Origin of the sequence: Rothia santali (assembly GCF_024199905.1) — a bacterium.
GTDB lineage: Bacteria > Actinomycetota > Actinomycetes > Actinomycetales > Micrococcaceae > Rothia > Rothia santali.
Genome location: NZ_JANAFB010000013.1, coordinates 64,121 through 85,545 on the forward strand (window position 1 = coordinate 64,121; position 21,425 = coordinate 85,545).

14 protein-coding genes and 1 pseudogene are annotated in these 21,425 nt (G+C 73.0%); 13 read left to right on the top strand and 2 right to left on the bottom strand.

Annotation, left to right across the window (positions count from 1 at the left end):
* Nucleotides 1-9 precede the first annotated feature (9 nt).
* Entirely contained in the window at nucleotides 10-2,628 is a 2,619-nt protein-coding gene (valS, locus tag NBM05_RS07120) for a valine--tRNA ligase (RefSeq protein WP_254166135.1), read from the bottom strand.
* Between the two features lie 185 nt (nucleotides 2,629-2,813).
* Between valS and NBM05_RS07125 the strand changes: the two genes are divergently transcribed.
* The 12 genes and pseudogenes from NBM05_RS07125 (at nucleotide 2,814) to ndk (ending at nucleotide 17,769) form a co-directional block, all read left to right on the top strand.
* On the top strand, nucleotides 2,814-3,575 hold the full coding sequence (locus NBM05_RS07125) for a sirohydrochlorin chelatase (protein ID WP_254166136.1): 762 nt from the start codon (nucleotides 2,814-2,816) through the stop codon (nucleotides 3,573-3,575).
* Between the two features lie 175 nt (nucleotides 3,576-3,750).
* On the top strand, nucleotides 3,751-5,529 hold the full coding sequence (locus NBM05_RS07130) for a nitrite/sulfite reductase (RefSeq protein ID WP_254166137.1): 1,779 nt from the start codon (nucleotides 3,751-3,753) through the stop codon (nucleotides 5,527-5,529).
* Nucleotides 5,526-6,233, top strand: coding sequence for a phosphoadenylyl-sulfate reductase (locus tag NBM05_RS07135; protein WP_254166138.1), 708 nt, complete (start codon nucleotides 5,526-5,528; stop codon nucleotides 6,231-6,233). The genes NBM05_RS07130 and NBM05_RS07135 overlap by 4 nt, the downstream gene beginning before the upstream one ends.
* Nucleotides 6,234-6,303: 70 nt before the next feature.
* Complete coding sequence (gene cysD, locus NBM05_RS07140; RefSeq protein ID WP_373689307.1) at nucleotides 6,304-7,311, top strand: sulfate adenylyltransferase subunit CysD; 1,008 nt, start codon at nucleotides 6,304-6,306, stop codon at nucleotides 7,309-7,311.
* Nucleotide 7,312: 1 nt separating this feature from the next.
* A complete protein-coding gene (locus NBM05_RS07145) occupies nucleotides 7,313-8,710 on the top strand; it encodes a sulfate adenylyltransferase subunit 1 (protein ID WP_254166139.1) in 1,398 nt (465 codons plus the stop codon).
* An 82-nt stretch (nucleotides 8,711-8,792) separates the two neighbouring features.
* Nucleotides 8,793-9,110: pseudogene (locus tag NBM05_RS07150) on the top strand (precorrin-2 dehydrogenase/sirohydrochlorin ferrochelatase family protein); the annotation flags it as partial.
* Nucleotides 9,111-9,247: 137 nt separating this feature from the next.
* Entirely contained in the window at nucleotides 9,248-10,045 is a 798-nt protein-coding gene (gene cobA, locus NBM05_RS07155; protein WP_254166140.1) for a uroporphyrinogen-III C-methyltransferase, read from the top strand.
* Between the two features lie 548 nt (nucleotides 10,046-10,593).
* Entirely contained in the window at nucleotides 10,594-13,920 is a 3,327-nt protein-coding gene (gene ileS, locus NBM05_RS07160; protein WP_254166141.1) for an isoleucine--tRNA ligase, read from the top strand.
* 200 nt (nucleotides 13,921-14,120) lie between these two features.
* Nucleotides 14,121-15,482, top strand: a complete 1,362-nt coding sequence (locus NBM05_RS07165; protein WP_254166156.1) for a bifunctional folylpolyglutamate synthase/dihydrofolate synthase — start codon at nucleotides 14,121-14,123, stop codon at nucleotides 15,480-15,482.
* A 19-nt stretch (nucleotides 15,483-15,501) separates the two neighbouring features.
* Nucleotides 15,502-15,936, top strand: coding sequence for a DUF4233 domain-containing protein (locus NBM05_RS07170; protein WP_309248133.1), 435 nt, complete (start codon nucleotides 15,502-15,504; stop codon nucleotides 15,934-15,936).
* Nucleotides 15,937-16,072: 136 nt separating this feature from the next.
* Complete coding sequence (locus NBM05_RS07175) at nucleotides 16,073-17,293, top strand: folylpolyglutamate synthase/dihydrofolate synthase family protein (RefSeq protein WP_254166145.1); 1,221 nt, start codon at nucleotides 16,073-16,075, stop codon at nucleotides 17,291-17,293.
* A gap of 62 nt (nucleotides 17,294-17,355) precedes the next feature.
* The gene (gene ndk, locus NBM05_RS07180) at nucleotides 17,356-17,769 is read left to right on the top strand and encodes a nucleoside-diphosphate kinase (RefSeq protein WP_254166147.1); all 414 of its coding nucleotides are present in this window, start codon (nucleotides 17,356-17,358) and stop codon (nucleotides 17,767-17,769) included.
* Between the two features lie 99 nt (nucleotides 17,770-17,868).
* On the opposite strand, the gene NBM05_RS07185 is transcribed toward ndk, so the two are convergent.
* Entirely contained in the window at nucleotides 17,869-18,513 is a 645-nt protein-coding gene (locus NBM05_RS07185) for a vitamin K epoxide reductase family protein (protein WP_254166149.1), read from the bottom strand.
* A gap of 471 nt (nucleotides 18,514-18,984) precedes the next feature.
* On the opposite strand from NBM05_RS07185, the gene NBM05_RS07190 reads away from it, so the two are divergent.
* On the top strand, nucleotides 18,985-21,425 hold a 2,441-nt coding region (locus tag NBM05_RS07190; protein ID WP_254166150.1), incomplete at its 3' end, for an Rne/Rng family ribonuclease.

Genomic DNA, 21,425 nt, shown 5'->3' on the forward strand with positions numbered 1-21,425 from the left:
CTCGGGCGATCAGGCCTCGGTCGCGAGTGCGACGTCGGCCACCTGGATCTCCTCCCCGCCCTCGGCGAGGTCGAGGGAGCGGACGTTGCCGGCCGCCTTGAGGTCCTCCAGGCCGGCGCGGATCCGGCCCAGCACCTCGGAGGGTGCCGAGACCGTGCCGCTCAGGACCTCGGTGCGCTGCTTGACCTTCGCCTCCGACTTGGACTTGCGCAGGCCGGACAGGGCGCGGCCCACCACGGTGAGCACCTCGGCGTCGCCCGCCGCGGCGATCTCCGCGTAGCCCTCGGTGCTCGGCCACGCGGCGCGGTGCACCGTGCCCTCGCGCCACCAGGACCAGACCTCGTCGGTCGCGAAGGGCAGGAAGGGCGCGAAGAGCCGCAGCAGCGCGTCCAGGGTCGTGGCGAGCGCGGCGTGCACCGACGCCTGCTCCTCCGGACCCCGGGCGCCGTAGGCGCGGTCCTTGACCAGCTCCACGTAGTCGTCGGTGAAGGTCCAGAAGAACGACTCCGCGAGCTGCAGCGCGCGGGCGTACTCGTAGTTCTCGAAGGCCTCGGTGGCGGCGGCCACGACGGCGTCGAGCTGGGCGATCAGCGAGCGGTCCAGCCCGTTGGTCACCGTCGCGGCGGTCGCGCCCCGGCCGATCACGGCCGAGGAGTCAACGCCCTGCATCAGCACGAACTTCGAGGCGTTGAGCAGCTTGATGGCCAGGCGGCGGCCGATCTTCATCTGCCCCTCGTCGTAGGCCGTGTCCGCGCCCAGGCGGGCCGAGGCGGCCCAGTAGCGCACGGCGTCGGCCCCGTACTTCTCCAGCACGTCGTTCGGGACCACGACGTTGCCCTTGGACTTGGACATCTTCTTGCGGTCCGGGTCCAGGATCCAGCCCGAGAGGGCCGTGTGGGACCACGGGACCGAGCCGGCGAGGGTCTCGGCGCGCACCATCGTGGAGAACAGCCAGGTGCGGATGATGTCGTGGCCCTGGGGGCGCAGGTCCATCGGGAACGTCGCGGCGTGGAGCCGCTCGTCCTCGGCCCAGCCGGTCGCGATCTGCGGGGTGAGGGACGACGTCGCCCACGTGTCCAGCACGTCCGGGTCGGCCGCGAAGCCGCCCGGCTGGTCCCGCTGCTCGGGGGCGTAGCCCTCGGGGGCCTGGGAGGCCGGGTCCACCGGCAGCTGCGCCTCGGAGGGCAGCAGCGGGCGGGCGTAGTCGGGCTCGCCCTCCGCGTCCAGCGGGTACCAGACGGGGATCGGGACGCCGAAGAAGCGCTGGCGGGAGACGAGCCAGTCGCCGTTGAGCCCCTCGACCCAGTTCTCGTAGCGCGAGCGCATGAACCCGGGGTGCCAGGAGATCTCGCGGCCGCGCTCGAGCAGGGTCTCGCGGCGCTCGGCGTCGCGCCCGCCGTTGCGGATGTACCACTGGCGGGAGGTGACGATCTCGAGCGGCTTGTCGCCCTTCTCGTAGAACTTCACCGGGTGGGTGATCCGCTTCGGCTCGCCCTCCATCTCGCCGGTCTCGGCGAGCATCTCGACGACCGCCTTCTGGGCGGAGAACACGGTGGCGCCGGACAGGCGCTCGTAGCGCTCCCGGCCGGCGTCGTCGGTGATCCACTCGGGGGTCTCGCGGGCGAAGCGGCCGTCGCGGCCCACCAGCGCGCGGGTGGGCAGGTCCAGCTCGCGCCACCAGGTGACGTCGGTGGTGTCGCCGAAGGTGCAGATCATGGCGATGCCGGAGCCCTTGTCGGGCTGGGCCAGCTCGTGCGCCTTGACCTCGACCTCGACGCCGAACAGCGGGGAGGTCACGGTGGTGCCGAACAGCTCGCGGTAGCGCTCGTCCTCGGGGTGGGCCACCAGGGCCACGCACGAGGCCAGGAGCTCGGGGCGGGTGGTCTCGATCCAGACCTTCGCGCCGTCGTGGCCGTGGAAGGCGATGCGGTGGTACGCGCCCTCGCGCTCCTTGTCCTCCAGCTCGGCCTGGGCGACGGCGGTGCGGAAGGTGACGTCCCACATGGTCGGGGCCTCGGCCAGGTAGGCGTTGCCGCCCTCGAGGTCCTTGAGGAAGGCCAGCTGGGAGACCTTGCGGGAGCGGGCGTCGATGGTGCGGTAGGTGCGGTCCCAGTCGACGGACAGGCCGAGCGTCATGAACAGGTGCTCGAAGACCTTCTCGTCCTCGACCGCGAGCTCCTCGCACAGCTCGATGAAGTTCTCGCGGGAGACCACGTCCCAGTCGCGCTGGTTCTTGGCGGGCTTCTCCGGCGGGCGGTAGCCCTCGACGTAGGGCCGGGTGGGGTCGCAGCGCACCCCGTAGTAGTTCTGCACCCGGCGCTCGGTGGGCAGGCCGTTGTCGTCCCACCCGAGGGGGTAGAACACGTTCTTGCCGGTCATGCGCTGGTAGCGGGCGATGACGTCGGTCTGGGTGTAGGAGAACATGTGCCCGACGTGGAGCGAGCCCGAGGCCGTCGGAGGGGGCGTGTCGATCGAGTAGACGTCCGCGCGGACGGTGTCCTCGTCGAAGGAGTAGGTGCCGTTCTCGCGCCAGGCGGTCGAGTACTTCTCCTCGAGGCCCTCGAGCGCGGGCTTCTCGGGAATGGTCACGGTGGCGGGCGCGTCTGTGCCCGGGGTGTTTTCAGCCATGGACGGCATTCTCTCACGCCGCGGGCGGGGCGACGCCGCGGCGTGCCCGATGCGTGATGCCCTCCACACCGGGCCCTCGCCTCGCTAGGGTTGAGGTACGGGGTGCCGACGCCGCGGGGCAGCCCGGTGGCGCGGTAGGCCCCGCGCAAGTGACCGCGTCCGGAACACGCTACCGAAGGCAGGCCATGGACATCTCCGTACTGAACCACCTCCACCTCGTCGCCTGCGGGCACGGGACCCGCGATCCCCGGGGGCAGAGCGCCGTCGCGGCCCTGATCGAGGAGATCGGGCGGCACGTCGACTCGCCCGTGCACGGGTGCTCGGTCGACGTCCAGCAGCCGGAGGTGGGCGACGTCGTGGCCGCGCTGGACCCCGGCTCCTCCGGCGTCATCGTCCCCCTGCTGCTGTCCACCGGCTTCCACACGCGCGTGGACCTCAAGCGCGCCGCGCACCGCTTCCCGGTCGAGGACGAGGAGGACCCGGAGCACGAGGTCATGGTCGCGGACCCGCTGGGGCCCTCGGTCCGGCTCGCGCGCCTGCAGGCGCGGCGCCTGCGCGAGGCGGGCTGGGAGCCGGGGGAGCATGTGGTCATGGGCGTGGCGGGCTCGAGCGTGCTCTCGGGGCGCAGCGACGCCGAGACGCAGCGCGACTACCTCAGCCAGGTCCTCGAGGTCCCCGTGTCGCTGGGTTACGGCGCCGCGGTCCTGCCCGAGATCGGGGAGGCCGTGGCGGCCGCCCGGGCCGAGGGCGCGGCGTCGGTCGCGATCTCCTCCTACCTGCTGGCCCCGGGCACGTTCTACGACCGGCTGCTCGACGCCGGCGCCGACCGGGTCAGCCCCCCGCTGCTGGTGGAGGGCGACGCCGAGGGGATGGCCGTGGTGGCCGACCTCGCGGTCTCGCGGGCGGCCGAGTGCGCCCACCGCTTCTTCGAGGGCACCCACCGGTAGGCGACCTGCGGCGGGCGGCCGGCCCACGCGGGCGGGCGGCCGAATCCGCCCGCCCCGGACGGTGCCGGCGGCCCGGTCCCGCCCCGCGCGGAGTTTTGTGACCTCGCGAGACTCCGTGTTGTGTCACGTTGAGGCCCGCTTCCTCCGCCCGCCGGAACTTCCTATTGTTCTAGGCATGGCACGCAACACACAGGATCCCGTGGCAGACCAGCCGGGCGAGCAGCCCGCCGGCAAGCGGCTGACCCCGGCCGGCGAGGGGGCGCCCCGCGCCGCCCGCCCGCGCCGCGCGAGCAAGCCCAACGGCCAGTGGAAGGTGGACGGCACCGCCCCGCTGAACCACAACGAGGAGTTCAAGCAGGAGGACGGCGGGCTCAACGTCCGCGAGCGGATCGAGAACCGCTACGCCCGCGAGGGCTTCGACGCGATCAGCGACGACGACCTCCACGGCCGCTTCCGCTGGTGGGGCCTGTACACCCAGCGCAAGCCGGGGATCGACGGCGGCCGCACCGCGACGCTGGAGCCGCACGAGCTCGAGGACCGCTACTTCATGATGCGCGTCCGCATGGACGGCGGGCGCCTGAGCATCGAGCAGCTGCGCACCGTGGCCGGCATCTCCGAGGAGTTCGGCCGCGACACCGCGGACGTGACCGACCGCCAGAACATCCAGCTGCACTGGATCGACGTCCGCGACGTCCCGGAGATCTGGCGCCGGTTGGAGTCGGTGGGCCTGTCCACGACCGAGGCCTGCGGCGACGTCTCCCGCGTCATCCTCGGCTCGCCCCTGGCCGGCGTCGCCGAGGACGAGCTGCTGGACCCCACGCCGGTGATCGACGAGATCAAGGAGCGCTTCATCGGCGACCCCGAGCTCGACAACCTCCCGCGCAAGTTCAAGTCGGCGATCACCGGGCACCCCTCGCAGGACGTCGTCCACGAGATCAACGACATCTCCCTGGTCGGCGTCGAGCACCCCGAGCACGGGGTCGGCTTCGACCTGTGGGTCGGGGGCGGGCTGTCCACCAACCCGCGGCTGGCCGAACGGCTCGGCGCCTTCGTCCGCCCGGAGCAGGCGGCCGACGTCTGGCACGGCGTCATCCGGATCTTCCGCGACTACGGCTACCGCCGCCTGCGCAACCGCGCCCGGCTGAAGTTCCTCCTGGCCGACTGGGGCCCCGAGAAGTTCCGCCAGGTGCTCCAGGACGAGTACCTGGGCTACGAGCTGCCCGACGGCCCCCCGCCCGTCAAGCCCACCGTCACGGGGGACCACGTCGGGGTGCACCGGCAGAAGGACGGCCGGTTCTACGTCGGCCTCAGCCCCGTCGTCGGGCGGGTCAGCGGCTCGATGCTGCGCGAGTTGGCCGACCTCATGGAGGCCGCCGGCTCCGCCCGGGTGCGCACGACGCCGTACCAGAAGCTCGTCGTCCTGGACGTCGCTGAGGACCGCGTGGCGGACTTCGTGGCCGGCGCCGAGCGGCTCGGGCTCACCGCCCAGCCCTCGCTGTTCCGCAAGGACACCATGGCCTGCACCGGGATCGAGTTCTGCAAGCTCGCGATCGTCGAGACCAAGGCCACCGCGAAGGACACGGTCGAGGAGCTCGAGGAGCGGCTGGCCGACGTCGCGGACCGGCTGCCCGGGCAGCTCACGCTGAACATCAACGGCTGCCCCAACTCCTGCGCCCGCATCCAGACCGCGGACATAGGGCTCAAGGGCCAGATCATCCCCGACGGCCAGGGCGGGCAGACTCCCGGCTTCCAGGTGCACCTGGGCGGCGGGCTGGCGAACCACGCCAACGACGCCCAGGGCGAGCTCGGCCGGACCGTGCGCGGGCTCAAGGTGCCGGCGGACGGCATCGCCGAGTACGTCGAGCGGCTGGTGCGCACCTACCTGGAGCGCCGCGACGGCGAGGAGACCTTCGCCCACTGGGCGCAGAGCGCGGACGAGGAGGCGCTGGTATGACCGCGCCCGCCGGGACCGAGGAGCTGCGGGCGCTCGCCGAGGCGGGTGCGGAGGAGCTCGGCTGGGACGCCCCGGCCGAGGAGGTCGTGGCCTGGGTCGCGCGGAACTTCGCGGTGGGGGAGGTCGCGGTGGCCTGCTCGATGGCCGACGCCGTCCTGCCGGCCGTGGTCGCCGAGCGGCTGCCCGGCGTCGACGTCCTGTTCCTGGAGACCGGCTACCACTTCACCGAGACGCACGCGACCCGGGACGAGGTGCAGCGGGCGCTGGACGTCAACGTCGTCGACGTCCTGCCGGAGCTGACCGTGGCCGAGCAGGACGCGGAGCACGGCAAGGACCTCTTCGCGACCGACCCGGCCGCCTGCTGCCGGATGCGCAAGGTCGAGCCGCTGAAGCGGGCCCTGAGCGGCTACCGGCTCTGGTTCACCGGAGTGCGCCGCGAGGAGGCCCCCACCCGGACGCACACGCCGCTGGTGACCTGGGACGAGACCCACGGGCTGATCAAGGTCAACCCGCTCGCCCCGTGGACCTTCGACCAGCTGGTCGGCTACGCCAACGACCATCGGGTGCCGGTCAACCTGCTGATGTACGACGGCTACCCGTCCATCGGCTGCGCGCCCTGCACCCGCCGGGTCGCCGCGGGGGAGGACCCCCGCGCCGGCCGCTGGTCCGGCCAGGCCAAGACCGAGTGCGGCATCCACCTGTAGCCGCGATCCGACCTGTGGGCGCCGGCGGCCCGCTCCGCGCGAGCCGCCGGCCGCACCACCCGGCGTCCACATGCCGGGCGTCACCCCGAAACATCACCCCGAGGCATCACACCCGAGGAGCAGATCAGTGAGCACCACCACCGAGCGGACGCGGACCGGGTCGGTCGCGGACCGGGACGCGTTCCCCGTCCTGACCGACCTGGACCTGCTGGAGTCCGAGGCGATCCACATCATCCGGGAGGTCGTGGCCGAGTTCGAGCGGCCCGCGATGCTGTTCTCCGGCGGCAAGGACTCGGTCGTCATGGCCCACCTCGCGGCCAAGGCGTTCTTCCCCGGCACTATCCCGTTCCCGCTGGTGCACATCGACACCGGCCACAACTTCCCCGAGGTCCTGGACTTCCGCGACCGGGCGGTCGAGCGGCTGCGGACCCGGCTGGTCGTGGGATCGGTGCAGGACTACATCGACCGGGGCGAGCTCTCCGAGCGCCCGGACGGCAGCCGCAACCCGCTGCAGACCGTGCCGCTGCTGGACACCATCGCGAGCAACCGGTTCGACGCCGTGTTCGGCGGGGGCCGCCGCGACGAGGACAAGGCCCGGGCGAAGGAGCGCGTGATCAGCCTGCGCGACGAGTTCGGCCAGTGGAATCCCCGCCACCAGCGCCCCGAGCTGTGGAACTTGTACAACGGGCGGCACCGGGAGGGGCAGCACGTGCGCGCGTTCCCGCTGTCCAACTGGACCGAGCTGGACGTCTGGCGCTATATCGAGCGCGAGGGCGTCGAGCTGCCGGAGCTGTACTACGCCCACGAGCGGCCCACGTTCCTCCGGGACGGGATGATCCGCGCGGTGGGCGAGGTCTCGCGCCCCGAGCCGCACGAGGAGGTCGTGACCCGCACGGTGCGGTACCGCACGGTGGGGGACATGTCCTGCACCGGCGCGGTGGCCTCGGGCGCGCGCACGCCGGCCGAGGTCGTGGAGGAGGTCGCCGTGTCGACCCTGACCGAGCGCGGGGCCACCCGCGCGGACGACAGGATCTCCGAGGCGGCCATGGAGGATCGGAAGAAGGACGGGTACTTCTAGGATGAGCACCACCGACACGCGCGCGGCCTCGGCCGCCCCCACCGACACGCTCGCGGCGGCCGGCGCCGGCCCCCGCACCCTGCTGCGCTTCGCGACGGCCGGCTCCGTGGACGACGGCAAGTCGACCCTGGTCGGCCGGCTGCTCTTCGACGCGAAGGCCATCCTGGCCGACCAGCTCGACGCCGTGGCCCGCACCTCCGCCGAGCGCGGCTTCGGCGGCGGCGAGGGCGGGCTGGACCTCGCCCTGCTGACCGACGGCCTGCGCGCCGAGCGCGAGCAGGGCATCACCATCGACGTCGCCTACCGCTACTTCGCCACGGACCACCGCAACTTCGTCCTCGCCGACTGCCCCGGGCACGTCGAGTACACCAAGAACACCGTCACGGGGGCGTCCACGGCGGACGCCGTCGTCCTCCTGGTCGACGCCCGCCACGGCGTGCTCGAGCAGACCCGCCGGCACCTGGCCGTGGCCCGGCTGCTGCGCGTGCCGCACGTCGTCGTCGCCGTGAACAAGATCGACCTGGTCGACTACGACGCGGCCCGGTACGCCGAGATCGAGGAGGAGATCCGCGGGGTCGCCGAGGGCCTCGGCGTCGAGGAGCCGCACGTCGTCCCGGTCTCCGCGCTGCGCGGGGACAACGTGGTGCTGCCCTCCGAGCGGACCCCCTGGTACGAGGGGCCGACGCTGCTGCGCCTCCTCGAGACCCTGCCCGACCGTGACCGGGCCCTGCAGCTGGCCGAGCCCTTCCGCCTGGCCGTGCAGACCGTGATCCGCCCCCAGGGCGGGCTGGCCGAGGGGGCCGACGCCGAGCGGTTCCGCGACTTCCGCGGCTACGCCGGGCAGATCGCGGCCGGCGGCGTCCGGGTCGGGGACCGCGTCGCGGTCGCCGGGACGGGCGCGACGACCGAGGTGACCGGCCTGTGGGTCGGCTCCCGCGCCGTCGAGCAGGCCCGCTCGCCGCAGTCGGTGACCGTGGAGGTCGCGGACCAGCTCGACCTGACCCGCGGTTCCCTGCTGGCCGCGGCCGACTCGGTCCCCGCGGGCCACGCGGAGTTCCCGGCGAGCCTGGCCTGGCTCGACGTCCAGCCGCTGGCCCCCGGCGCCAAGGTGCTGGTCAAGCACGGCACCGCGACCGTCAAGGCGCTCGTGACCGAGGTCGGCTCGCGGCTGCGCCTGACCGACCTCTCCCACGAGCCCGCCGAGCGGCTGAACCTCAACGACATCGGGACCGTGCGCCTCCGCACCGCCGCGCCGCTGCCGGTGGAGGACTACGAGGCGCACCGGCAGACCGGCGCGTTCCTGGTCGTGGACCCCCGCTCCGGGGACACGCTGGCGGCCGGCATCGCCGCCCCGCAGGCCCCCGAGGCGGAGGGGGCCGGGGAGGACTGGCTGGCCTAGGCCGCCCTGGGCGACTCCCCGCCCCGCGACCCCGCACCTCCCGGCTCCGCCGGCCCCGCGTCCCTCCCACGGAAGGCAGATCATGACCTACCCCCTCGGCCTCGACCTCCGGGGCAAGCGCGTCCTCGTCGTCGGCGGGGGAGTCCTCGCCGCCCGCCGGGTGGACGGACTCCTCGCCGAGGAGGCGGACGTGACCCTGGTGGCCCCCGCAGCCCGCCCCGAGCTCGAGGCGCTCGCCGCCGCGGGCCGCCTGACCTGGCACCGCCGCGGCTTCGAGGAGGCGGACCTCGAGGGCGCCTGGCTCGCGCTCGCCCACACCGACCTCCCCGCGGTGCAGGACGCGGTCGCCGCGGCGGCCGAGGAGCGCCGGATCTTCTGCGTCAAGGGCGGCGACGCCGCGCGCGCCTCGGCCCACGTGCCCGCCCGGGCCTCCGCGCACGGGGTGGACGTGGCCGTCAACGCCGGCCGGGACCCCGCCGGGCGCGCGACGTCGCCGCCTGGGTCGCCGCCGCGCTGGAGAGCGGGCACGCCCCGGTCGTGCCGCAGCGCGACGACGCCGACGCGCCCGGTCGCCAGGCCCCGGGGACCGTGGCCCTGGTGGGCGGCGGCCCGGGGGACCCCGGGCTGCTCACCGTCCGGGGGCGCTTCCTGGTGGCCGGGGCCGACGTCGTCGTCGCGGACCGGCTCGGCCCGCGCGAGGTGCTCCGGCACCTGCGGGAGGGCGCGCGCGTCGTCGAGGTCGGCAAGACCGCCGGCTTCCACCCGGTGCCGCAGGAGCGGATCAACGAGATCCTGGTCGAGGAGGCCCACGCCGGCGCCCGGGTGGTCCGCCTCAAGGGCGGGGACCCGTACGTCCTGGGCCGGGGTGCCGAGGAGGAGCAGCACTGCCTCGAGCGCGGCGTCCCGGTCGAGGTGGTGCCCGGCGTGACCTCCGCGGTCTCCGTGCCGGCGGCCGCGGGCATCCCCGTCACGCATCGGGGGCTCGCGCACGGCTTCAGCGTCGTCACGGCCCACGACCAGATCGAGCAGGTGCCCTCGAGCGTCGAGCACACGCTGGTGCTGCTGATGGGCGTCAGCAGGCTCGAGCGGACCGCCGCGCGCCTCATGGACGCCGGCCGGGGCCCCGAGGTTCCCGTGGCGATCGTGGAGCGCGGCTGGACCCCGCAGCAGCGGGTCACCGTGGGGACGCTGGGCGACATCGCCCGCAAGGCCCGCGAGCGGGGCGTCGCGGCCCCGGCCGTGATCGTGGTGGGCGAGGTCGCACGCCTGGCCCGCACGGGCGAGGGGCCCGACGCCGCCCCCGCCGGAGTCCTCCCGGCCCTGTCGCTGCTCTGACGCCCTCCCGAGGGGGCGGACGCGCCCGCCCGGGGCCTCGAGGGTGCCGGTGAGTCGTTGGTCATCTTTCGACACGCACCCGGTCGCGCCGCGGGCCCCCCGGCGCCGCCCGCGCACTAAATGATGGGGTGCCCCGGGCGCACCGGCACCACCGCGGGCCCCCGGGGGCGCCCCGGAGCCGTCCCGCGGTCACCGACGCCGGGCGCGGGGGTTAGACAGGGTGCTGGGGACTGCCTAGACTGAGACACAGTGCGACGACCCGGCAATCACCGGCGAGCAATCCGGAAGAACAGGCAGTACCTGTGGTGTCCCACCGAAGCGCCGCGGCGCGGGACTCCCACGGAATAGATACAGCCCCAGTAGAACCGGACGGGCAGGCCCGAGACAGCCGTGAACGAAGCGGTCGAGGCCGTAGAGAATCTCCCGCGGTGGCCGGTCTCCGGCCCCGCGGGGTCTCTCGGCCCCGGCAAGTGAGGTGGTACCGCGCTCCCGCACGGGGGCGTCCTGACAGGCATCTGAACGCACCGCCGTCGAACCAGGATCCTCACGTGAGCACTCACTACCCCAAGGCCTCCGCCGCCCCCGGCGACTCCGTCCCGGCCTCGCCGTCCTTCCCCCGCCTCGAGGAGGCGGTCCTGGAGTACTGGAAGCGGGACGGCACCTTCCAGGCCAGCATCGACCAGCGCGACCACGGCGAGGGCCACACCGACGAGTTCGTCTTCTACGACGGCCCCCCGTTCGCCAACGGCCTGCCCCACTACGGCCACCTCCTGACCGGCTACGTCAAGGATCTGGTGGCCCGCTACCAGACCCAGCGCGGCCACAAGGTCGAGCGCCGCTTCGGCTGGGACACCCACGGCCTGCCCGCCGAGCTCGAGGCCATGAAGCAGCTCGGGATGACGGACAAGCAGCAGATCGAGGGCATGGGCATCGACCGGTTCAACGACGCCTGCCGCTCCTCGGTCCTGAAGTACACCGACGAGTGGGAGAAGTACGTCACCCGCCAGGCCCGCTGGGTGGACTTCGAGAACGACTACAAGACGCTCAACGTCGAGTACATGGAGTCGGTCATCTGGGCCTTCAAGCAGCTGCACGAGAAGGGCCTGACCTACCGCGGCTTCCGCGTCCTGCCGTACTGCTGGAAGGACGAGACGCCGCTGTCCAACCACGAGCTGCGGATGGACGACGACGTCTACAAGGACCGCCAGGACCCCACCGTGACGGTGGCCTTCGAGGTGCTCGACGACGCGGAGCGGGCCCAGCACCCGGCCGTCGCCCGCGAGCTGGCCGGCGCCCGCCTCCTGGCGTGGACCACCACGCCCTGGACCCTGCCCACCAACGAGGCGATCGCCGTCGGCCCCGAGATCGGCTACGTCGCCGTGGCCGGCGCGGGGGAGCACGCGGGCACCACGTTCGTGCTCGGCGAGGACCTTCTGGCCGACTACGCCAAGGACCTGGGCTACGGCGAGGCCGAGGACCCGGCCGCCGCGATCGCCGACGCCGTGACCGGCCGCTGGACCGGCGCACAGCTCGAGGGCCTGCGCTACCGCCCCCTGTGGGACTACTTCACCGACGCGGCCGTCTGGAACACCCAGGACGCGTGGCAGGTCGTGGTGGCCGACTACGTGACCACCACCGACGGCACCGGCCTGGTCCACCAGGCGCCGGCCTACGGCGAGGACGACCAGCGGGTCTGCGAGGAGTACGGCATCCCCGTGATCCTCTCGGTCGACGAGTCGGCGGCCTTCCTGCCCCTGTTCGCCGACGAGTCGCTCGCGGCCGGGGCGCCGCTCGCGGGCATCGCCGGGGTCCAGGCCTTCGAGGCCAACCGCACCATCATCAACGCGCTCAAGGACCAGGGCGTGCTGGTGCGCGAGAAGTCCTACGTGCACTCCTACCCGCACTGCTGGCGCTGCCGCACCCCGCTCATCTACCGCGCCATCACCTCCTGGTACGTCGCGGTCACCGAGTTCAAGGACCGCATGGTCGAGCTCAACGAGCGGATCAACTGGATCCCGGAGAACGTCAAGCACGGCCAGTTCGGCAAGTGGCTCGAGAACGCCCGCGACTGGTCGATCTCCCGCAACCGCTACTGGGGCTCCCCGATCCCGGTGTGGGTCTCCGACGACGAGGCCTACCCGCGCACCGACGTCTACGGCTCGCTCGCCGAGCTCGAGGCCGACTTCGGCCGCCTGCCGCTGAACGAGCGGGGGGAGCCGGACCTGCACCGCCCCTTCATCGACGAGCTGACCCGGCCCAACCCGGACGACCCCACCGGGAAGTCCACGATGCGCCGCGTGCCCGACGTCCTGGACGTCTGGTTCGACTCCGGCTCGATGCCCTACGCCCAGGTCCACTACCCGTTCGAGAACAAGGAGTGGTTCGAGGGCCACTACCCGGCGGACTTCATCGTGGAGTACATCGGCCAGACCCGCGGCTGGTTCTACACGCTGCACATCCTCGCCACCGCCCTGTTCGACCGGCCCGCGTACAAGAACGTCATCTCGCACGGGATCGTGCTGGGCTCGGACGGCCAGAAGATGTCCAAGTCGCTCCAGAACTACCCGGACGTCTCCGAGGTCCTGGACCGGGACGGCTCCGACGCGATGCGCTGGTTCCTCATGTCCTCGCCCATCCTGCGCGGCGGGAACCTCGTGGTCACCGAGCGCGGCATCCGCGAGGGCGTCCGCCAGGTCATGCTGCCGCTGTGGAGCGTGTACAACTTCTTCACCCTCTACACCAACGCCTCCTTCGACGGCCGGGGGTACGAGGCTCGCACCACGCACGTGTCCGAGCACGTCATGGACCGCTTCATCCTCGCCAAGACCCGGCAGCTGATCCGTGACATGACGGTCTCCTTCGACGACTACGACGTGTGGGCCGCCTCCGAGCACCTGCGCACCTACGTGGACGCGCTGACCAACTGGTACGTGCGCCGCTCCCGCGAGCGGTTCTTCGCCGAGGACATCGACGCCTTCGACGTGCTCTACACCTGCCTCGAGACCGTGTGCCGCGTGGCCGCCCCGCTGCTGCCGCTGACCACCGAGGAGATGTGGCGCGGGCTGACCGGCGGGCGCTCGGTGCACCTGACCGAGTGGCCGGCGTCGGGCGCCTTCGCCGAGGAGGACGACCTCATCGAGCTCATGGAGATCACCCGCTCCATCTGCTCGGCCGGCTCCGCGCTGCGCAAGGCGCAGAACCTCCGCGTCCGGCAGCCGCTGGCCTCGCTGACCGTCGCGGCCCCCCGCGGCGGGGACCTCACCGCGACCTTCGCCGAGATCGTCGCCAGCGAGCTGAACATCAAGAGCGTCACGATCCTCGACGCCGCCGAGGCCAGCGCCGAGGACTACGGCATCTCCCGCCGGCTCAAGGTCAACGCCCGCGCCGCGGGCCCGCGCCTGGGCAAGCAGGTCCAGGTCGCGATCAAGGCCGCGAAGTCCGGCGACTGGACGGTCCGCGACGGCGAGGTCGTGGTGGGCCACGACGTCGTCGAGGGCGGCCTGGCCCTGGAGCAGGGCGAGTACGAGCTCGAGACCGTGGTCGCGGAGGGCTCCGAGACGGAGAACGCCGTGGCCGTGATCGACGGCGGCTTCCTCGTCCTGGACACCCGGCTCACGCCCGAGCTCGAGGCCGAGGGCGTGGCCCGCGACGTCGTGCGCGCGATTCAGCAGGCCCGCAAGGAGGCCGGGCTGGACGTCTCGGACCGCGTCCGCACCCGCGTCGCGGCCGACGCCGCGACCCGCGAGGCCGTGGCGCTCAACGCCGAGCTGGTGCGCCGCGAGACGCTGAGCGAGGAGCTCGAGCTCGCCGAGGGCTCCGCGCTCTCGGTCGAGGTCCACCACACCGCACCGGAGAACAGCGAGGACCAGGCATGAGCGAGCAGCCCTTCCGCGAGGACGACGAGCCGCGCCGGCCGGACCTGCCCGAGGAGCTCTCGCCCCTCGGCGCCGACCCGGAGCGCGACGACGACCCGGCCGGCGGGCCCACCGAGGACGAGCTCATCGCCGACGAGCTGACGCAGCTCGACGAGGCCGAGGAGCTCGCCGGCGGCCCCGCCCCCGAGCCGGCCGACCCGATGGACGCCCAGTTCTCCGCCGAGTCCGTCTACGCCGAGCTGCGCGGGCGCGCCCCGGAGTCGCAGATGGCCCCGCGCCTGGACGCGATGCGCCTGGCCATGGACTTCCTCGGCGACCCGGCCCACGCCGCGCCGGTGATCCACCTGACCGGCACCAACGGCAAGACCTCCACGGCCCGCATGGTCGAGCGCCTGCTCATGGCCCACGACCTGCGCCCGGGCCGCTACACCTCCCCGCACCTGTCCCGGGTCACCGAGCGGATCAGCGTGGACGGCGAGCCGGTGGACGCCGAGACCTTCGTCCGCACCTGGGACGAGATCCGGCCGTTCGTCCTCATGGTCGACGAGCGCCTCGAGGCCGCCGGCGAGGTCCCGCTGACCGAGTTCGAGGCGATGACCGCGCTCGCGTTCGCCGTGTTCGCCAACGCCCCGGTCGACGTCGTGGTCCTCGAGGTGGGCCTCGGCGGCACCTGGGACGCGACCAACGTGGCCGACGCCGCGGTCTCCGTGGTGACCCCGATCGACCTGGACCACACCGGGATGCTCGGCGAGACGGTCGAGGAGATCGCGACCGAGAAGGCCGGGATCATCAAGGACGGCGGCTTCCTCGTCTCGGCCGTCCAGCAGCCCGGCGTCGCCGAGATCCTGCTCGACGCCGCCCGCGCCCACGACGCGCCGTTCAGGTTCGAGGGCGTCGAGTTCGGCGTGACCGACCGCGTGCCCGGCGTCGGCGGCCAGGTCATCGCGGTCCAGGGGATCGCGGGGACCTACCGGGACCTCGCCCTGCCGCTGTTCGGCGCGCACCAGGCCGAGAACGCCTCGCTGGCCATCGCCGCCGTCGAGGCCTTCCTCGGCGGGGGAGAGCGGCCGCTGTCCGAGGAGCTGGTCCGGGCCGGCCTGGAGGAGGTCACCTCGCCCGGCCGCCTGGAGGTGGCCGGCACCGACCCCACCGTGGTGCTCGACGCCGCCCACAACGTCCACGGCATCACCGCCTCGGCCGCCGCGGTCCTGGAGAGCTTCCAGGCCAAGCGGCTGGACCTGGTGGTCGGGATCCTGGACGACAAGGACGCGCTCAGCATGTTCGAGGTCATGCGGGAGCGGTACGCTGAGTCCACGGAGTTCGACGCGCGGCTGTACGTGACCGCCTCGACCTCCCCGCGCGCGATCCCGGCCGAGCGGCTCGCCGAGCTGGCGCTGGCCGCCGGGTTCGACGAGGACGACGTCGAGGTCCACGAGCGCCTCGACGACGCGCTGTCCGCGGCCGTCCAGGACGCCGCGAGCGGGGACGACCTCGACGGCGCGGTGCTGGTGACCGGTTCGATCACGGTGGTGGGCGAGGCCCGCACGCTGCTGGGCCTGTAGGAGGGGCACGATGGGACGCATGACGAGGGCGCAGCGCGAATGGCGCCCGGGACAGGTCAAGAAGCCCGCCTCCGTGCGGATGATGTTCGCCTCGACGGTGCTGCTGCTGGAGGCCTTCGTGGTCTTCTTCGCCACCCTCGCCTTCTTCGGGCTCGAGGTGCTGCAGGCGAGCCTCGCGGTGCGGGTCTGGACCATGATCGGCGGGCTGGTGCTCGCGGCGGCCTTCGTGGTCCTGTGCGCGTTCCTGCGGAAGCCGGGCGGCTACGCCGTCGGCTGGGTGCTGCAGATCCTCCTGGTGGCCACCGGGTTCCTGGTGCCGGCGATGTTCGTGATCGGCCTGTGCTTCCTGGCCGCCTGGTGGTACTCCATGGTCACGGGCGTGCGCCTGGACCGCGAGAAGGCCGAGCGCTTCGCGGCCGAGCAGGAGTGGGAGCGCCGCCACGGCACCGCGTGAGGGGCTGACGGGTGCGGGTCCGGCAGCCGTCCGCCCGGACGCCCGGATCGACCGCGCGCTGGAGTCCCGCGCCGTCTTCGGCTCCTGGGCCGCCAAGACGGCCGACGCGACGCGCAGCCTCGAGGCCGCGCGCGCGGTGCTGGGGGAGCTGCTGCGCGCCGCGGGGCTTCCGCCCGGGGGCGTGCCCGCGGTGGTCGTCACCGGCTCCAAGGGCAAGGGCCAGGCCGCGACGACGGCGGCCGCCCACCTGACCGCCGCCGGCCTGCGCACCGGCCTGGTCACCTCTCCCGGCATCCTGAGCAACCTCGACCGCTTCGCCCTCGACGGGCGCGTGGTCCCCGCCGGGACCTACCACCGGTGGCTGGGCCTCCTCGAGCGCGCCGTGGCCACCGCGCCGCCGCCCGCCGGGACCTACCTCGCCCCCACCGGCCTGTTCACCGTGCTGGGGCACGCCATGCTGGCGGCGGAGGGGGCCGACGTCGTCGTCCACGAGGCCGGGCTCGGCGGCGCGCGGGACGAGGTCTCGCTCTTCGACCCCCTGGCCGTGGGGCTCACGAGCGTGCTCCGGGAGCACCTGGACGTCTTCGGGCCCACGCTGGAGCACGTCGCGCGCGAGAAGTTCGGGCTGGTCCACGGGCCGGCGCCCGTGGTCAGCGTGCCGCAGGCCCCGGGGATCGCGCCGCTGCTGGAGCGGGTGTGCGCCGGGCACGGGGCGCCCCTGCGGATCGCGCCGGCGGGGGAGTTCTCGGAGCAGAACGCGGCTGTGGGGCGCCTGCTGGCCGCGGCGGCGGCGGAACGCTGGGGCACCGCGGGGACCGGGCACCCGGGCGCCGTCTCGGGGAGGCACCCGGGCGCCGCGGCGTTGGGGCGCCCGCGCGCCGCCTCCGGGAGCCGCCCGGGCGCCGCGGCGGGGGAGGCCGACGTCGTGGTCGAGCGTCCGGGCCGCGGCCAGGTGTACCGGACCGCCGCCGGGGCGCGGGTCATGGTGGACGCGTGCATCGACGTGACCGGCTGGGAGGTCGCGCTGCGGCGCGCCCGGGAGGCCTTCGGCGCCGACCCCGCGGTGTACTGGTCCCTGCCCCTGACCAAGCCGGTCGAGGAGCTGGCCGACTGGCTCGACGCCCGCGGCCTCGAGCACCGCTTCGTGACCCTGGACAGCGGCCACCTGGACTACCGGCTCCCGGAGCGCCTGACGGAGCGGCTGCGGCCGCTGGGCCTGCCCGAGGCCCTGGGGCGCCTCGCGGGGCGGGGCGGGGAGCACGACGCCGTGCTGGCCGCCGGCACGATCTCCTTCGGCACAGCGGTGCTGGTCAGCCTCGGCGTCACGCTCGAGCGCCTCTACCGGACCGGGCCGTGATCCCCGCGCGGGGATGTTAAGGTGGGGCCTGAGCCGACCCCGACCCCAGGAGAAGAATCCCCATGACCGAACGCTCGCTCGTCCTCATCAAGCCGGACGGCGTCGAGAGGAGCCTGATCGGTGAGATCCTCTCCCGCTTCGAGACCAAGGGCTACCGGATCGCCGACCTGACCATGCTCACCCCGGAGCGCGCCCTCCTGGAGAGGCACTACGAGGAGCACCAGGGCAAGCCGTTCTTCGAGCCGCTCGTGGAGTTCATGATGTCCGGCCCCGTCGTCGCCGCCGTGATCGAGGGTAACCGCGTGATCGAGGGCGTGCGGACCCTGCTCGGCCCGTCCGAGCCCACCACGGCCCCCGGCGGCACCATCCGCGGGGACCTCGGCCGCGACTGGGGCGCCAAGGTCCAGAAGAACCTCGTGCACGGCTCGGACTCCCCGGAGTCGGCCGAGCGCGAGATCGGCATCTGGTTCGCCTGACCCGCCGGCCCGGCGCCGACGCCGCACGGCATGACGAAGGCCCCGCCCGGACCCGTGGTCCGGACGGGGCCTTCCGCCGTCCCGGGGCCTCGCCCCGCCCTAGAACATCCCCATGATCACCGTGAAAAAGCGGATGAAGATGATCCCGAAGAGGACGAGCAGCACGATCAGGGTCAGGAACCACGACCAGCCCTTGAGCACCTCGGCGATCCGCTCCGGCACGGGGATGACCCCGGCCCTCATGTTGCGCATGGTCACGTGCACGAACAGCGTCGACTGCGCGATCCACACGATCATGCAGTACATGCACAGCGCGTCGATCTGGAAGGTGGTCTGGTACCAGAGCCAGCAGATGAACACGAAGCCCAGCGTGACCCCCACCTGCACGCACCACCAGTACCAGCGGGCGAACCGCGCACCGGACAGCAGCGCCGCGGCCACCGCGAGCACGATCGCGTAGGCCACGATGCCGATGAGCGGGTTGGGGAAGCCGAAGGCCTCCGCCTGGTTGGTCCGCATGACCGTCCCGCAGTTGAGCAGCGCGTTGATGTCGCAGCTGGAGGTGTGGCCGGCGTCGAGGTAGACCTGGAGCCGCTCGAAGACCAGCATGGCGGCCGCGCCGAAGCCGACGACGCCGGTGACGAGCATGAGCAGCCCGGTGCGGCGGTCACGCGCCCTCGCGACGTCCGAGCCGGGGTCCCGCTCGCCCTCCTGCTCGACGCTCGTGGTGGTGTGTGTGCTCACGCGCTCGTCCTCCCGCCTGTTCCCGCTCCTCGGGTGCCTGTTCGTCTCGTTTCATCCTAACGATCCCGCCTGGCAGGCCGCCGGGAGGAGCCGCCGCGTCCTGGGAACGAGCTGGGAGTGCGTTGAGTTTCGCCATAATCGGCGCGAATCGGGGCAGCTGTGCGATACTGGGGGAGGAGCCGGACCGTGCCGCACACGGCTTGGCCCCCGATGTGCCACCGACAGGCGTAGTACCCCGTCAGACCCTCGTGGATGACGAAGACCGCCTTGCACAAGACTCCAGCGCGACGCGGAGCTCGGTGGACCCATTGGCTCGGACGCCGCCCTCGCGGGGACGCCTCGCGAGGCCCGAGAGCCGCCCGAGTAAGAAGATGACTTCCGGTCGCCCCGACGCACGGGGTGAGACCGATATACCGGCCGGGTCCCGGGGTGCGGGTCGGAACCGGCCTCCATAGGAGTGCACGAACGCAGATGAACCACGAAACAGAGGGAAGCACCGAGAGCACGACGACGGATCCCGTCGAGACCACGCCCGGCACCGGAGCCTCGCAGTCCGCCGAGCCGCGGGAGGAGGCGACCGCCGGATCCCCGCTGGCCCCCTCGGTCCTGTTCCAGGCCCCGGACCTCGAGCAGATCAAGGCCGTGTCCCCGCCCAAGCGGCAGGAGCGCGAGCCGGCCGAGGAGGAGGCCGGGGACGAGGTCGTGAGCAAGCGGCGTCGCAAGCGGCGCCGCGGCACCGACGACGTCGAGGTCAGCGGCGGGGAGGAGGGCGACCCGCCCAACACCGTGACCAAGGTCCGCGCGCCGCGTACTACCGAGGCCCCGCCGTCGGACAAGGTCGCCTCGGTCAAGGGCTCGACCCGCCTGGAGGCCAAGCGGCAACGTCGTCGCGAGTCCCGCGCGTCCGGCCGGCGTCGTCACGTCATCACCGAGGCCGAGTTCCTGGCCCGCCGCGAGTCCGTGGAGCGCCAGATGATGGTGCGGCAGAAGGACGAGCGCATCCAGATCGGCGTCCTGGAGGACGGCGTGCTGGCGGAGCACTTCGTCTCCGAGACGCAGCAGGACTCGCTGATCGGCAACGTCTACCTCGGCAAGGTGCAGAACGTGCTGCCCTCGATGGAGGCCGCCTTCGTCGACATCGGGCGCGGCCGCAACGCCGTGCTCTACGCCGGCGAGGTCAACTGGGACGCCTCCGGCCTGGACGGGCAGCCCCGCAAGATCGAGAACGCGCTGAAGTCCGGCGACTCCGTCCTGGTCCAGGTGACCAAGGACCCGGTCGGCCACAAGGGCGCGCGCCTGACCAGCCAGGTCTCCCTGCCCGGGCGCTTCCTCGTCTACGTCCCCGGCGGCTCCATGACCGGCATCTCCCGGAAGCTGCCGGACACCGAGCGGAACCGGCTGAAGAAGATCCTCAAGGACAAGCTGCCCGACGGCGCCGGCGTCATCGTGCGCACGGCCGCCGAGGGCGCGGCCGAGGAGGAGCTGGCGCACGACGTCAACCGCCTGCGCGCCCAGTGGGAGGAGATCGAGTCGCGGTCGAGCTCCAGCAAGGTCCTCGCGCCCGAGCTGCTGTACCAGGAGCCCGACCTGACCATCAAGACCGTCCGCGACGTCTTCAACGAGGACTTCTCCTCGATGGTGGTCCAGGGCGAGGAGGCGTGGGACTCGATCGAGGCCTACGTGACCTACGTGGCCCCGGACCTCGTCGGCCGCCTGGAGAAGTGGGAGGACGAGGAGGACCTCTTCGACCACTACCGGATCGAGGAGGGGCTGGCCAAGGCGCTCGAGCGCAAGGTCTTCCTGCCCTCGGGCGGCTCGCTCGTGATCGACCGCACCGAGGCGATGACCGTCATCGACGTCAACACGGGCAAGTTCACCGGCTCCGGGGGCAACCTCGAGGAGACCGTGACCAAGAACAACCTGGAGGCGGCCGAGGAGATCGTGCGGCAGCTGCGCCTGCGGGACATCGGCGGCATCATCGTCATCGACTTCATCGACATGGTCCTGGAGTCCAACCGGGACCTCGTGCTGCGCCGCCTGGTCGAGTGCCTCGGCCGGGACCGCACCAAGCACCAGGTCGCCGAGGTCACCTCGCTCGGCTTGGTCCAGATGACGCGCAAGCGGATGGGCACGGGGCTCCTGGAGGTCTTCTCCGAGCCCTGCGAGCACTGCGCCGGGCGCGGCATCGTCGTCCAGGACCAGCCCATCAAGGGCCGGACCGGGGGCTTCGCCGTCGAGCACTCCCCGCGCGGCGAGCGGAACGACCGCAAGCGCGGCCGCGGCAACCGCGGCCAGCAGGCCAAGGGCGGCGGCGAGCAGCGCCCCCAGCAGGACGACGCCCGCGCCGAGGCCACCCGCAACGCCGTGGCCACGATCGCGGCGGCGTCCAAGCACGCGGACGAGGCCGAGGACGCCCCGGGCGAGCAGACCGGCGGCCAGCACCCCGAGGCCCACCGGCCGGAGGACGGCGAGTCGAGGTCCGCGAAGAAGCGCAAGCGGCGCAAGCGGAACAAGGGACGCCAGGAGGGCTTCCAGGAGGAGGCCCGCGGCCCCGAGTCCGAGCGTTCGGAGCGCGGCGGCCCCGACCTCGTGCTGAACCTGCACGGCGAGGTCATCAGCCTGCCCCAGGGGCACGCCGAGGACGAGGAGGAGCCGGAGGGCGAGCAGGGCGCGTTCACGCTCGAGTCCCTCAGCGAGGCCTTCGAGCGGCGTGGCGGCGACTCCGGCCGCCGCACCCAGGAGCCGGTGGCCGCGGAGACCGAGGCCGAGCAGGGCGAGGGCCGTGAGGCCGAGCAGGGCCAGGACCGCGGGTCCGGCCAGGGCGAGGATCGCGAGTCCGGGCGGCGCGACCGCTCCGACGGCGGGTCCGAGGCGTCCTCCGGGGCGCCGGCCCGGGACGCGGGGCGTGCGGG